General features: G+C 71.8%; 9 protein-coding genes. All 9 read left to right on the top strand.

The genetic code is table 11. The annotated features are described in order from the left end of the window. The first annotated feature begins 76 nt into the window (after positions 1–76). The 9 genes from ACIPTO_RS00780 (at position 77) to ACIPTO_RS00740 (ending at position 14,786) form a co-directional block, all read left to right on the top strand. The gene (locus tag ACIPTO_RS00780; RefSeq protein WP_401188211.1) at positions 77–1,576 is read left to right on the top strand and encodes a sugar transferase; all 1,500 of its coding nucleotides are present in this window, start codon (positions 77–79) and stop codon (positions 1,574–1,576) included. Between the two features lie 70 nt (positions 1,577–1,646). Next, positions 1,647–2,963 (top strand): nucleotide sugar dehydrogenase, encoded by a 1,317-nt coding sequence (locus ACIPTO_RS00775; protein ID WP_401188208.1) that lies wholly within the window; start codon positions 1,647–1,649, stop codon positions 2,961–2,963. Further along, entirely contained in the window at positions 2,953–4,218 is a 1,266-nt protein-coding gene (locus ACIPTO_RS00770; protein ID WP_366324497.1) for a glycosyltransferase family 4 protein, read from the top strand. The genes ACIPTO_RS00775 and ACIPTO_RS00770 overlap by 11 nt, the downstream gene beginning before the upstream one ends. Further along, on the top strand, positions 4,215–5,585 hold the full coding sequence (locus ACIPTO_RS00765) for a Wzz/FepE/Etk N-terminal domain-containing protein (RefSeq protein WP_401188205.1): 1,371 nt from the start codon (positions 4,215–4,217) through the stop codon (positions 5,583–5,585). Before ACIPTO_RS00770 ends, ACIPTO_RS00765 begins: the two co-directional genes overlap by 4 nt. Continuing rightward, positions 5,582–7,138 (top strand): Wzz/FepE/Etk N-terminal domain-containing protein, encoded by a 1,557-nt coding sequence (locus ACIPTO_RS00760; RefSeq protein WP_401188203.1) that lies wholly within the window; start codon positions 5,582–5,584, stop codon positions 7,136–7,138. Before ACIPTO_RS00765 ends, ACIPTO_RS00760 begins: the two co-directional genes overlap by 4 nt. 3 nt (positions 7,139–7,141) lie before the next feature. Continuing rightward, positions 7,142–9,076: an asparagine synthase (glutamine-hydrolyzing) gene (asnB, locus tag ACIPTO_RS00755; protein ID WP_401188200.1), complete on the top strand. Its 1,935-nt coding sequence runs from the start codon at positions 7,142–7,144 to the stop codon at positions 9,074–9,076. Positions 9,077–9,091: 15 nt separating this feature from the next. Further along, complete coding sequence (locus tag ACIPTO_RS00750; protein ID WP_366324505.1) at positions 9,092–11,281, top strand: bi-domain-containing oxidoreductase; 2,190 nt, start codon at positions 9,092–9,094, stop codon at positions 11,279–11,281. Next, the gene (locus tag ACIPTO_RS00745; protein ID WP_401188197.1) at positions 11,278–13,254 is read left to right on the top strand and encodes an alginate lyase family protein; all 1,977 of its coding nucleotides are present in this window, start codon (positions 11,278–11,280) and stop codon (positions 13,252–13,254) included. The genes ACIPTO_RS00750 and ACIPTO_RS00745 overlap by 4 nt, the downstream gene beginning before the upstream one ends. Beyond that, a complete protein-coding gene (locus tag ACIPTO_RS00740; protein ID WP_401189652.1) occupies positions 13,251–14,786 on the top strand; it encodes a right-handed parallel beta-helix repeat-containing protein in 1,536 nt (511 codons plus the stop codon). Before ACIPTO_RS00745 ends, ACIPTO_RS00740 begins: the two co-directional genes overlap by 4 nt. Position 14,787 lies beyond the last annotated feature (1 nt).

The raw sequence follows: 14,787 nt of genomic DNA, 5'->3' as shown, positions 1-14,787 counted from the left end.
AGGGCGGGGACCCTCCGTAGGGGGCGAAACAGTGTGAGGCGGCGACGCCGAACCACTGGGGACCTTGGGGGGTTCTGTGCGACAGGGGGGAATGGTCGACCCATTTCCGTCGGCGCGTGGGCGTCTGACGGACGGGGCGATCAGCAGTCCGGCGACCGACTGGGAACAGCGGTACCGCCGCACCGTCATCTTCAGCGACACGGTGGCCACCGCCTTCGTGGTGGCGGCGATCGGCGACTTCTTCGGGGCGAGGGACGCGGCCAACTGGCATGAGAAGTGGGGGATTCTCGCCTTCGGCACCCAGCTGCTGGTGCTGGGCGCGCTGGCGGTGAGCCGCTCGTGGTCGCCGGCCGTACTCGGCCAAGGCGCGGAGGAATTCCGCCGGTTGGGACGTTCGCTGTTCACGGCGACCGTCGTGCTGGCGCTCGGCGGGATCGCTCTGACCTCGCGCAACATCAAGCTCTGGATCTTCGTCGCGATCCCGGCGATCGCGCTCGTCACGATGACCGAGCGGTACGTGCTCCGTCTCTGGCTGCACCGGCAGCGCAACGAAGGACGATGCCTGAGACCGGTGCTCGCCGCCGGGAGCCCGGCGACCGTGCGCGATCTGATCAGCCGGACCCGCAAGTTCCCGCACCTCGGCTGGCGGGTGGAGGCGGTGTGCACGACAGACGGCCGAGGCATCGACGGCGACCAAGGCGGCCTCGACGGCGACCAGTTGGACGGGGTGCCGGTCATCGGCAGGCTGGAGGACGTCGCCAAGTACGTCCGCCACGACGGCTACCGGGTCGTCGCCGTCACACCGGATCCGCACTGGTCGCCGCAGCGGCTGCAGCGGCTGGCGTGGAACCTCGAGGGCAGCGACGCCGAGATGATCGTGGCGCCCGTGCTGATGGAGGTGGCCGGCCCGCGGCTGCACGTCGACGCGGTGCTCGGGATCCCGCTGCTGCGGGTCAGCATGCCGACCTTCACCGGGGGCCGCCGGGCGATCAAGGGGGTCGTCGATCGGCTTGGCGCAACGATTCTGCTGGTGCTGTTCGCGCCGCTGATGATCCTCGTAGGACTGCTCGTGCTGATGGACAGCCGGGGCGGGGCCTTCTACCGGCAGCGCAGGGTCGGCAAGGACGGCCGCGAGTTCACCATGCTCAAGTTCCGCACCATGGTGGCCAACGCCCACCAGGCGCGTGCCGAACTGGCCGACCGCAACGAGGGCGCGGGCCTGCTGTTCAAGCTCCGCCGGGATCCGCGGGTGACCCGGGTGGGCACGGTGCTGCGCCGGTACTCGATCGACGAACTCCCGCAGCTCTTCAACGTGCTCACCGGAGAGATGTCGCTCGTCGGACCGCGGCCCCCGCTGCCGGAGGAGTCCGCCGAGTACGGCCCGGACATCCGAAGACGGCTGCTGGTCAAGCCCGGCCTCACCGGCCTGTGGCAGATCAGCGGACGCAGCGATCTGCCGTGGGAGGAGGCGGTCCGCCTCGACCTGCGCTACGTGGAGGACTGGTCGCTCGCCCTGGACACGGTGATCCTGTGGAAGACACTCCGCGCCGTGCTCCACGGGCAGGGGGCCTACTGATGCGCGGGGGTCGTCCGACCGACGCGCGGACCGCAGGCCGAAGGGGCCTGCATGGGGGGAGAGACCGGTCATGAGAGTCAGCGTCTTCGGGCTCGGTTACGTGGGCTGTGTGTCGGCCGCGTGCCTGGCCAGCATGGGCCACGAGGTCATCGGGGTGGACGTCAACCAGGTGAAGGTCGACCTGGTCAACGACGGCAAGGCACCCGTGGTGGAGGAACGCATCGGCGAACTCATCGCCGAGGTCGTGCGCACCGGCGCGCTGCGCGCCACCCGTGACGTCCGCGAGGCGGTCGCGGACAGCGAGGTGTCGCTGATCTGCGTGGGCACCCCCTCGGAGCCCAACGGCAGCCTGTGCACCACCTACCTGGAGCGGGTCACCGAGGAGATCGGCGCCGCGCTCGCCGAGCGGGGCGGACGGCAGACCGTCGTGTTCCGCAGCACCATGCTCCCCGGCACCTGCCTGAACCTGCTGGTGCCGATCCTGGAGAAGCACGTCGGCGGCACCGCCGGCGTGGACATCGGGGTCGCGGTCAACCCGGAGTTCCTGCGCGAGGGCACCAGCGTCAAGGACTTCTTCGACCCGCCGAAGACCGTCATCGGCGAACTCGACCCGGCCAGCGGCGACGCCGTGGCCGCGCTCTACGAAGGCCTGCCCGGCGAGGTGTTCCGGGTGCCGATCCCGACCGCCGAGGCCATCAAGTACGCGGACAACGCCTTCCACGGCCTAAAGATCGGCTTCGCGAACGAACTGGGCGCCGTGTGCCAGGCCCTCGGCGTGGACTCGCACCAGGTGATGGACGTCTTCCTCGCCGACCGCAAGCTGAACATCAGCCCCGCCTATCTGCGCCCCGGCTTCGCCTTCGGCGGCTCCTGCCTGCCCAAGGACCTGCGCAGCCTCGTCTTCGCCGCACAGCGGGCCGACGTCTCCGTCCCCATCCTGTCGCACGTGCTGGCCTCCAACGCCGACCACCTCCAGCGCGCGGTCGACCTCGTCGAGCGCACGGGCCAGCGCAAGGTGGGCCTGTTCGGACTGTCCTTCAAGCCCGGCACCGACGACCTCCGCGAGAGCCCGCTCGTCGAACTGGCGGAACGGCTCTTCGGCAAGGGCTACGACCTCAAGATCTACGACGCCAACGTCAGCCTCTCCCGGCTGCTCGGCGCGAACCGCGAGTACATCGAGAGCCGCCTCCCGCATCTCGCACAGCTGCTCGCCGACTCCGTCGACGAGGTGCTGGAACACGCCGACGTCTGCCTGGTCGGAACCAGGGACCCGGCCGTGCTGTCGGCGCTGCCCCACACGGGCGGACCGGCGATCGTCGATCTCATCCATCTCCCCGACGCCGACGCGCGCCGGGCCGAGCCGGGGTACATGGGCCTTGCCTGGTGACACGAACAGCGGCGACGGGACGAACCGGCGCGCGCTGATCCTGGTGGAGAACCTGTCGGTCCCCTTCGACCGGCGGGTGTGGCAGGAGTGCACCACCCTGCGCGACGCGGGCTGGGAGGTGCACGTCATCTGCCCCCGGGGAGAGAAGCGGGACACGGAGGCGGAGGCCGTGATCGACGGGGTGCGGATCCACCGCTACCCGTTGCGCGCGGCCACCGGAGGACCGGCCGGCTATCTGCGGGAGTACGGATCGGCGCTGTGGCACACCGTCCGGCTGGCCCGCAAGGTCGGCCCGGTCGACGTCGTCCACGCCTGCAACCCGCCCGACCTGCTGTTCCTGCCCGCCCTCTGGATGAAGCGGCGCGGCGCGCGCTTCGTCTTCGACCAGCACGACCTGGTGCCCGAGCTGTACCTCTCCCGGTTCGACCGCGGCGAGGACCTGCTCTACCGCGCCGTGTGCGCGCTGGAGCGGCGCACCTACCGGGCCGCGGACATCGTGCTCGCCACGAACGAGAGCTACAAGGACGTCGCGCTGCGCCGCGGCGGCAAGCGGCCGGAGGACGTCTTCGTGGTGCGCAGCGCGCCCGCGACCGACCGCTTCCAACCCGTCCCGCCGGAGCCGGAGTTGAAGCGCGGCAAGCCCCATCTGCTGTGCTACCTCGGCGTCATGGGCCCCCAGGACGGCGTCGACTACGCCCTGCGGGCCCTGGCGAAACTGCGCGACGAGCTCGGACGGACCGACTGGCACGCGGTCTTCGTCGGCGGCGGCGACGCCTTCGACGCGATGGTCGAACTGTCCCGGCAGCTCGGCCTCTCCGACCAGGTGCAGTTCACCGGGCGCATCCCGGACGCCGACCTGGTGCGCTACCTGTGCACCGCGGACGTGTGCCTCTCGCCCGACCCGTGCAATCCGCTCAACGACGTGTCGACGATGAACAAGGTCCTGGAGTACATGGCGATGGGGCGGCCGATCGTCTCCTTCGACCTCCGGGAGGCGCGCGTCTCCGCCGGTGACGCCGCCGTCTACGCGCCCGACGACGACGAGTCCCAGTTCGCCAAACTCGTCGCACTGCTCCTCGACGATCCCGAGAAGCGGACCCGGATGGGGAAGACCGGCCAGGAGCGGATCAGCGGACCGCTGTCCTGGAAGAACTCGCAAGCGTCACTGCTCGCCGCCTATGCCGCCGCCTGCCGGGACCACGCCCCGGTGTCCGCGGATGGGCCGCTCCGTACGGGGAAGAGGCCGCACCATTGAATGACGACACGATCCGCCTGGTCACGATCGGACGGATTCTCCGCCGGCGATGGCGGCTGCTGGCCGTCGTCGCCGTAGTGGGCGCGCTCTTCGGCTACGGCACCTCGGTGCTGCTGCTCCCGCCGCGCTACACGGCACAGGCATCGGTCCTGCTGCCCGGCCAGTGGGAAGAGCGCGAACTCCTGACCCAGGTGGACATCGCCACCAGTTCGGCGGTGGTCGACCGGGCCGCCGCCGCGCTCGACTGGAAAGGCGTGAACGGCACCGAGCTGCAGAAGGACGTGAGCGCCAAGGCGGACGACGGGAACATCATCAAGGTCTCCGGCACGGCCGACACCCCCGAGCGCGCACAGCGGCTCTCCGACCAGCTGGCCCAGCAGTTCGTCACCTTCGCCACCCGCATCGCGGGCGGCAGCACCGACCCCGCCGCGGACACGGCGACGGAGGCGCTGCGCAAGCAGGTGGCCGAGACCAACCGCCGTATCACCGAGCTGGCCGACTCGGCGGATCCGGGGCAGACCGTGGAGGGCGTGCAGGCCCGCACCGAACTGGAAGGCCTGCGCACCGGACTCCAGGACGCCATGAAGAAGCTGGAGGAGGCCAATCCGGCCACCGCCAAGGCCAGTATGGTCGTCATGGGACCCGCCCCCCGGCCGACCGGCGCCGCCGCTCCCACGAGGACGCAGCTCATCGGCGCCGGAGCACTGCTGTTCCTGCTGATCGCCGTCATCGCGCATCTCGCCGCCGCCCGGGTGAGCCGTCGGCTGCGCACCGAACCGGAGATCGCCGCCGCGCTCGGCTCGCCGTTCCTCGGCACCGTCGACGTACCCGGCGAACGGCACCGGCGCGAGGCCGGGGGCCACGGCGCACGGGCCCGGCTCCGCCGACTGCTCGGCACCGACGTCCGGTGGGACCTCCCGGCCCTCCAGCGCTCCGGCGACGAGGCCGAGCGGCGCCTCCGCTACCGGCGGGTGTGCTCCCGCCTGCGGGACCAACTTCCCTCTCCCCGATACCTGTTGGTCGTCGTACCGGAAGGCGACGAGGTCGCGCGGCTGGCCGCGGGACAACTCGTCTCCGAGGCCAAGGGCGACCCCCGGCTGCGGATCGTGGAGGTCTCGGTGGACCGGCCGATCGTGCCGGACCGCGCGACCGAGTCCGGTGCCCTCGCCGTCCTCAGCGCGGGGAACTGGACCGCCGCCGAACTCGCCGGCGTCGCCGAGGCGTGCGCGGACGGCGGCCACGAACTGGTCGGCGTCGTCGTCGCCGGCACGGTCCGCACCGGACCGCCGGAGACCGCCGACCGACTTTCCGACGACGCCACTTTGACGTTCGCGGTCCATGGCCACGCGACAGGAGATCCAGCGTGACGACGAGCACGACTGCGGAGTCGTCGGCCGCGACCCCGCTCATCGACCTCCAGGCCCTGGTGGTCGCGGTGCGCAGGCGCCGCCGCCTGTGGGGCGCCATGGCGCTCCTCGGAATGCTGGCCGGCGCGGCCGTTGCGGTCCTGATGCCGCCGGCCCCGGCCGCCGTGACCAAGGTGCTGGTCGCGCACCAGGAGGACCAGCCGAACGACACCGGGACGCTGATCCGCACCGACGCCCAGCTGCTGGCGACCTCACGGATCGCCGGCCAGGCCCTGAAGACCCTCAAGTCCCCGGAGAAACCGGAGGACTTCATGAAGGACTACCGGGGCACCGGACTGACCAACAACGTCCTCCAGATCGATGTGACGGGCAAGACCGACGCGGAGGCGGTGGCCCGCGCCAAGGCGCTGGCCGACGCGTTCGTCGCGGACCACGCCCAGCGCATCCAGGCCATCGCCGATGCCAACGCCCAGGGCCTGCTCGACCAGCGCGACCGCATGGAGACGGAACTCGCCGACGTCAACAAGACGATCGGCGGCCGGTCGCCCGACACCGACCCCAAGGACGCCGCGAACCTGGAGTCGCTCTTCGCCCGGCGGGCCGAACTCACCTCGCAGATCTCCGACTTCGGCCAGCGCGCCGAGGAGGCCCGCGTCGGCGCACCCCAGCTCGTCGCCGGCACGCAGATCGTGGACGCCCCGCGCGCGGTGGTGCACTCCCTGCCCAAGGCCCTCGTCACCGACGCCGTGGTCGGACTCGTCCTCGGGCTCTTCCTCGGGCTCGCGCTGGCCGCCGTCGGCGTGGTCGTCGCCGACCGGCCCGTGCTGCGCCGGGACGTCGCGGCCAACCTCGGCGCCTCGGTCATCGCCGAACTGCCGCGCCGCTCCGGCAGGTTGTGGCAGCGCAAGCGGACCCGGGCGGCCCGCGAACGCCTCACCACCACCCTGGCCCGCACCGCGCGCGGAGCGCCGGAACCGCTGTCGCTGCTGGAACTCGGCTGCGCGCGCAGCACCGCCGTGATCGCCCTCGGTCTCGCCCGGGCCCTGGGCGAGGACGGGCCGGTGACCGTCGTCGACGGCCTCCCCGGCACCCAGCTCTCCGGCCACCGGCCGAAACCGGGAGACCCCACGGTGGTCGGCGGCGAGCGCGCGGCGGCCATGTCCTCGCAGGACCAGCGGATCGGCGTCGGCTCGGTGGCGCCCGGCACCGCGTGGACGGACCTCCAGTACCTCGGCACCCGCACCGTGCTCGTCGTACGCGCCGGACACGCCAGCGCCTCCTGGCTGCACACCGTGGCCCGGCAGCTCGCGGACCAGGGCATCCCGGTCGTCGGAGTGGTGCTGATCGCCCCCGACCCGCGCGACCGGACCGACGGCACGCTGTGGGACGGGCTGGCCAACGCCCTGCGCGGCCGGACCGAGCGCCCGACCTGGCACAAGGCCGGGGGCGCCTCCCACGCCGTCCAGACGGCGGGGGAGGGCCGGCGGCGGCTCACCGAACGGCAGCCGATACGGACCGCACGGGTCCCCGACAACGACCAGGAGGTGAGGTAGCACGTGTGCGGCATCGCGGGCACGTACCGATGGCCTGACGGCAAGGCCGTCACCGACCGGCTCACCGACACCCTCGCCCACCGCGGCCCGGACGGCTCGGGCCGCTACGGCCACCCCCTGGGCGACGGCGAAGTACAGCTGGGGCACCGCCGGTTGTCCATCATCGACCTGTCCGAGACCGGCGCCCAGCCGATGGTGTCGGACGGCCTCGCCCTGACGTACAACGGCGAGCTGTACAACGCGCCCGAACTCCGTGCCGAACTGGCGGCCACCGGAGTGCGCTTCCGCGGCACCTCCGACACCGAGGTGCTCCTGGAGGCCTGGCGGCGCTGGGGCACGGACTGCCTGCACCGGCTGCGCGGGATGTTCGCGTTCGGCGTCTTCGACGAGCGGACCGGTGAACTCGTGCTGGCCCGCGACCAGTTGGGCATCAAGCCGCTGTTCCTGCTGCGGCGCGGCGGAGGCCTGATGTTCGCCTCCGAGCTCAAGGCGCTCGCCGCCGCGACCGGCAGGACGCTGGAGGTGGACCACGCGGCGCTGGTCGCCTCCCTCCTCTACTACTGGGTGCCGGACTCCCGCTGCGCGTTCCGCGAGGCGGAGAAGCTGCCGCCCGGGAGCTGGCTCAGGTGCCGTCCCGACGGACAGGTGGAACGCGGCAGCTTCTGGAACCTGAAGGACGTCGCCGCCGAGGGCCGGGAGCGGGCCCTGGCCGGTGACCGGCCGGACCTCGACGCCGTCGTCGAGGAGTCGACCCGGCGCCACCTCCTGTCCGACGTACCCGTGGCGACCTTCCTCTCCGGCGGCCTCGACTCCAGCTACCTGACCGCCCTGGCCGCCCGCCACCAGCCCGGGATCTCCGCCTACACGATCGGATTCCGCGCCGCGGACGCCAAGTTCGAGGCGATGCCCGACGACCTGCGCTACGCCCGCCAGGTCGCCGAGCGGTTCGGCGTCGACCTCCACGAGATCGAGATCGCCCCGAACGTCCTCGACCTGCTGCCGCAGATGACGTACAGCCTGGACGAGCCGATCGGCGACCCCGCCGCGATCAACACCTACCTGATCTGCATGGCCGCCCGGGAGGCCGGGGTCAAGGTGATGCTCTCGGGCATGGGCGCGGACGAACTGTTCGCGGGCTACCGCAAGCACTTCGCCAACCTGCTCGCGCTGCGCTACCAGCGCGTCCCGCGCCCGCTGCGGCGCGGAGTGTCCGGGATCGTGGACCGGCTGCCCGTCGCCTCGGCCAGCCGCGGCTACCGCTCGGTGCGCTTCGCGAAGCGGTTCCTGTCCTTCGCCAGCCTGCCCGAGGAGACCGCGTTCCGGCGCAGCTACACCATGTACGACCAGGACGAGCTGCTCGCCCTGATCGACCCGGACCTGGCCGGGACGGTCGACGACGTGATCACCGAGCACACGGACGTCTACCAGGACAACGACCTGGACGACTTCGTCAACCGCATGTGCCTGACCGACGCCCGCATGTTCCTGCCGGGCCTGAACCTCGCCTACACGGACCGCTCCAGCATGGCCGCCTCGACCGAGGTCCGGGTGCCGTACGTGGACGTCGAGGTGGTCAGGGCGGCGTTCGCGGTGCCCGGCAGCCGCAAGATCGTCGGCCGCCAGGGCAAGGCCGTCCTCAAGGAGGCGGCCACCTCGATCCTGCCCAAGGAGATCGTGTACCGGCCCAAGGGCCTGTTCAGCGCCCCGCTGCGGGCCTGGATGAGCCGGGACCTGGCACCGCTGGTGCGCGAGGTGGTCAACGACGGCGAACTCGTCCGGTCCGGGCTGCTGCGCCGCGACGCGCTGGCCCGGATGGTCGCCGAGGACGCCGCCGGACAGGCGGACTACTCCAAGCACCTGTGGCACGTACTGACCCTCGAGTACTGGTACCGCGACGCGACCTCGGGCACCGCCCAGAGCGCTCGGACGACGGCTTAGAAAACAGGAGTTCCGGTGAAGCAGGTTGTACAGAACTACAAGAGCGGCGAGCTGGCGGTGCTCGACGTTCCGGTACCGGGGTGCAAGCCGGGCGGGGTGCTGGTGCGCAGCGCCTACTCGCTGATATCCACCGGCACCGAGCTGATGAAGGTCTCCGAGGCCGGCATGTCGATGCTGGGCAAGGCCCGCTCCCGCCCGGACCAGGTGGCCAAGGTCATGCAGAGCGTGGCCACCAACGGACTGCCCGCCACCTACCGCAAGGTGATGGGCAAGCTGGACTCCTACACACCGCTGGGCTACTCGCTGTGCGGGGTGGTCGAGCAGGTCGGCGCCGGCGTCGACGACGTGAAGGTCGGCGACCTGGTGGCCTGCGCGGGCAACGAGCACGCGCTGCACGCCGAGGTCAACTGGGTGCCGAAGAACCTCTACGCCCCGGTCCCCGAGGGCCTCGCGCCGCGGCACGCGGCCTTCGGCACCGTCGGCTCGATCGCCATGCAGGGCGTCCGCCAGGGCGAGCCGCAGCTCGGCGAGGTGGCCCTCGTCATCGGCCTCGGTCTGATCGGGCAGCTGGTGGTGCAGCTCCTCACCGCCGCGGGAGTCCGCGTGGTCGGCGCCGACCCGGACCCGGCGCGCTGCGAGCTGGCCGAGCGCCTGGGCGCCGCTGCCTGCGGCGACCCCGCCTCGGCCGCCGTGGAGGCGGCGGTCGCCGAACTCACCGACGGCCACGGCGTGGACCAGGTCTTCCTGGCCGCCGGCGGCGGCAGCAACCAGCCCGTCGAACTGGCCGCCCGGCTCGCCCGGGACCGCGGCCGGGTCGTCGACATCGGCAAGTGCCGCCTGGACCTGCCCTGGAACGCGTACTACGAGAAGGAACTCGACGTCCGCTTCTCGCGCTCCTACGGCCCCGGACGCTACGACCCGTCGTACGAGCTGGAGGGCCGCGACTACCCGATCGGCTACGTCCGCTGGACCGAGCGCCGCAACCTGGCCTGCTTCCTCGACCTGATGGCCCGCGGCCGGGTCGACGTGGAGCCCCTGGTCTCCCACATCGCCGACTTCGACGACGCCGTCGAGACGTACCAGCGGCTCAAGGACGGCGAACTCAAGGCCGTGGCCGTGCTGTTCCGCTACCCCGGGCAGACGGAGGAGGCGGCGGAGCCGGCCGCCCCGGTGGTGACCGTGCCCGCGGTCCGCCGCGCCGGGGGCACGTCCGCCCCGGCCCGGACCGCCACGACCCCGGTGCGGCTCGCGTTCGTCGGCGCGGGCAACTACGCCACGTCCATGCTGCTGCCGCACCTGGCCCGGCGCGAGGGCGTCGAGCTGTCGACCGTCGTCACCACGACGGCGCTCTCCGGGGCCAACGCGCAGCGGAAGTTCGGCTTCGCCCGGGCGACCACCGACCTCGACGCCGTCCTCGGCGACAAGTCCGTCGACGCCGTGTTCGTGGTCACCCGGCACAGTTCGCACGCCGAACTGACCCGGCAGGCACTGCTCGCCGGCAAGACCGTCTTCGTGGAGAAGCCCCTCGCCCTCACCGAGGACGAACTGGCCGGAGTGCTCGCCGCCGTCGAGGAATCCGGCAACGACCGCCTCCAGGTGGGCTTCAACCGCCGTTTCGCACCGCTGCTCCAGGAGGCCAAGGACCGCTTCGGCGCCCGGACCGGCCCGGCGAACCTGCGCTACCTCGTCAACGCGGGCAAGCTCCAGCACGGCAGCTGGTACCTCCAACAGGGCGCCGAGGGCTCGCGGTTCGCCGGGGAGGGCGGCCACTTCATCGACACGGCGAGCTGGCTCCTCGACGCGGACCCGGTCTCCGTGTACGCGACGGCCGCACCCGGCAACGAGGACCTCCAGGTCGTCCTGCGCTACCCGGACGGCTCCACCGCCACCATCGGCTACGTCACCACCGGCGCCCCCGGCTTCCCCAAGGAGACCCTGGACCTGGTCGCGGACGGCAAGGTGCTGCGGCTCGACGACTTCGTCCGCGCCTCCGTCCACGGCCCGAAGAAGTGGGTCAGCTCGCGGCTGCCCAAGGCCCGCGACAAGGGCCAGAACGCCGAACTGGCCGCGTTCGTCAAGGCGGTTCGGACCGGCGGACCGATGCCGGTGCCGCTGGAGTCGCTGGTCGCCACCACGGCGGCCACCCTCGCCGTGCACACCGGCCTGGCCGGCGGCGCGCCGGTGACGTTGGCGAGGACGCCATGACCGTGACCTCGGGGAGCCCGGGCTGGTACCTGCGCCGGCTCTCCCGCATGGGCCCGCGCGAGATCGCGGGCCGGGCGGGCGACACCCTGCGCAGACGGCGCTGGCGGGCGACACCGCCCGACTGCCCGGCGGTCACCGGCGCCCGGTTCACCTCCGTCCTGCCCGCGGGCACGGTTGCCGAGGTGCCGCCGGACGCCGTGAAACGGCTCGTCGCCGAGGCGGACCGGCTGATGGGCGGGCAGGCCGAGTTCTTCGGTGTGATCCGAAAGGACCTCACCGACCCGGACTGGTTTCTCGACCCGAAGACCGGGCGCCGGGCCCCCTCGGGCTACGCCTTCGACGTGCCGTACCGCGACGAGGACCTGGCCGGGGACATCAAGCAGATCTGGGAGCCGTCGAGGCACCAGTACCTCACCGTGCTCGCCGCCGCCCACGCGGTCACCGGGGACGAGCGGTACGCCGAGCGGGTCGCCGCGCACCTGCGGGCGTGGTGGGCGGCCAACCCGCCGCTGCGGGGCGTGCACTGGATCAGCGGCATCGAGCTGGGCATCCGGCTGCTGTCCTGGGTGTGGATCCGCCGCCTCCTCGACGGCTGGCCGGGCGCGGCCGAGCTGTTCGAGGACAACCCGGTGGCCCACCAGCAGATCTGGCACCACCAGCGCTGGCTGGCCGCGTTCCCCAGCCGGGGCTCCTCGGCGAACAACCACGTCATCGCCGAGACGGCCGGGCAGGCGGCCGCGGCCTGCGCGTTCGACTGGTTCCCCTCGTCGGCGCGTTGGCGCTCCGACGCCCTGCGCTCGCTGGAGCGGCAGCTGCGCGCCAACACCTTCGTCTCCGGCCTCAACCGCGAACTGGCCACCGAATACCACGGACTCGTGCTGGAACTCGGCCTGGCCGCGCTGGCCGAGGCCGACGCCGCGGGCGTGCCGGTGCCCGGGGCGCTGCGGCTGGTGCTGCTGCGGATGACCGACGCGCTGGCCGCCGTGGTGGACAACCGGCTGCGCCCGCCCCGCCAGGGAGACGCGGACGACGGACACGGCCTGATCCTGGACGGTGCGGGCACCGACCGCTGGGGTTCGCTGCTGGCCACCGGCGAGGCGGTGTTCGGCCGGCTCGACTGGTGGCCGGAGGTGACCGGCACCGATGTGCGCACCCCGCTGCTGACCGCGCTCGTCGAGCCGTACGCGAAGGACGCGACCGCCCGGCCGGCGACCAGGCCCGACCGCTTCGCCGACGCCGGGCTCACGGTCCTGCACGGTCCGGAGGAGATCTGGTGCCGCTGCGACGGTGGTCCGCACGGCTTCCTGTCCATCGCCGCGCACGCCCACGCGGACGCGCTGTCCGTGGAGGTCCGGCACGACGGGACCGACGTGCTCGCCGACCCGGGGACGTACTGCTACCACGGGCAGCCCGAGTGGCGGCGGTACTTCCGGTCGACCCTCGGTCACAACACGCTGGAACTGGACGGGGCCGACCAGTCTGTCTCCGGCGGCCCGTTCCTGTGGACCCGGCACGCCCGCACCCGCGTCCTGGACGTGGACGACTCCGGTGCGGGAGTGGCCCGTTGGGCCGCCGAGCACGACGGCTACCAGGGCTCGGTGCACCGCCGCCGGGTCGAACTGACCGCCGTGAGCCAGGAGTTGACGATCGTCGACGAGGTGACCGGCCCGCGCCGGGACGTCCGGCTCGCGTTCCATCTCGGTCCCGCGGTCGCCGCCGACCTGGTGGGAAACCGCGCGATGCTCACCTGGATCCGGGAGGGCGAGGGCCGGTCCGCGGTGCTCGACCTGCCGCCGCAGCTGTCCTGGCGGGCGCACCGCGGCGAGAGCGAACCGCCGCTGGGCTGGTACTCCGCCGGATTCGGGCGCAAGGAACCCACCACCACGCTGGTCGGCACCGGCTTCACCGACGGCACGGACGGGTTCACCACCGTGCTCCGGTTCCGGGCCCAGGGGGGCGTGTGCGGAACATGAGAGTGCACCGGGCGCTGGCGGTCCTGCCGCTGGCGCTGCTCCTGCTGACGGCGACCGGCTGCGACAGCACGTCGAGCGCCCCGGCCGCGACGAAGCCGGACGCCGCGCCGTCCACGGACACCGCCGCCGCCCGGTCCGTGGCCCGGGTGTGCGCCAACCCCGCCGCCGGACCGGCCAAGGCGCCCGCGGGCGCGGTGACCGTGGACCCCGGAGTGGTCGGCGACCTGGCGGCGAAGACCAAGAAGAGCCCCCCGAACACCACGTTCTGGCTCAAGCCCGGTACCCACCGGCTCGAACGGGACCGCTACGCCCAGGTCATCCCCAAGAAGGGGGACCACTACATCGGCGCGCCCGGCGCGGTGCTCGACGGCGGGAAGGTCAACCAGTACGCCTTCACCGGCAACGCCCCCGACGTCACCATCCGCTATCTCACCGTGCGGGGATTCGTCGCGCCGCAGGACGAGGGGGTCGTCAACCACGACTCGGCCGACGGATGGATCGTCGAACACTCGACGATCAAGGACAACTCCGGTGCCGGACTGATGGCCGGTGCCCGTCAACAGGTCCGCGCCGACTGCCTGCGCGACAACGGCCAGTACGGCATGAACGCCTACAAGGGCAACGGCCCCCTCACCGGCCTGGTGGTCCAGGGCAACGAGATCACCGGCAACAACACCGGTGACTGGGAGCGGAAGCAGAAGGGCTGCGGCTGCACCGGAGGCATCAAGTTCTGGGAGGTCGACGGCGCCGACATCAGCGGGAACTGGGTGCACGACAACCGCGGCACCGGGCTGTGGGCGGACACCAACAACAACGACTTCCTCATCGAGAACAACGTGATCGAGGCCAACGACGGTGCCGCACTGATCTACGAGACGAGCTACAACGCGGTCATCCGCGACAACACGATCCGGCGGAACAACTGGGTCGAGGGCCGCAAGGCCGCCGACAGCGGCGACACCTTCCCCTACGCGACGATCTATCTGTCCGAGTCCGGCGGCGAACCACGGATCAAGGCCCGCACCCACAAGATCGAGATCTACGGGAACGTGCTGGAGAACAACTGGTCCGGGATCACACTCTGGGAGAACGCCGACCGGTTCTGCAACAGCCCGGCCAACACCTCGTCCGGTGACTGCACCCTCCTGGTGAAGAAGACGAGCACCTGTGTGAGACCGGCGATCACCAAGGCGCCGCTCTACTCGGACTGCCGGTGGAAGACCCAGTGGGTGGACATCCACGACAACCGCTTCGTGCTCGACGAGTCCGTCGTCAAGTGCACGGAGATGTGCGACCGCATGGCGGTGCTGTCCAACTACGGCACCTACCCGGACTGGTCGCCGTACCACGGCGACGGGGTGGCCGACGCCATCACCGGCAAGCAGCACAACCGCTGGCACCACAACGTCTACATCGGGCCGTGGAAGTTCGTCGCCGAGGACCAGGGCAAGGTGCTCGACTTCGGACAGTGGCAGACGGCGCCCTACCAGCAGGACCAGGGCAGCACCCTCGATCTCCAGGCCGGTGGTTGAG

The sequence above is a fragment of the Streptomyces sp. NPDC090083 genome (assembly GCF_044747445.1).
Classification (GTDB): Bacteria; Actinomycetota; Actinomycetes; order Streptomycetales; family Streptomycetaceae; genus Streptomyces.
The sequence above is the reverse complement of the archived record's forward strand: the minus strand, read 5'-3'. Positions and strand labels throughout refer to the sequence as shown.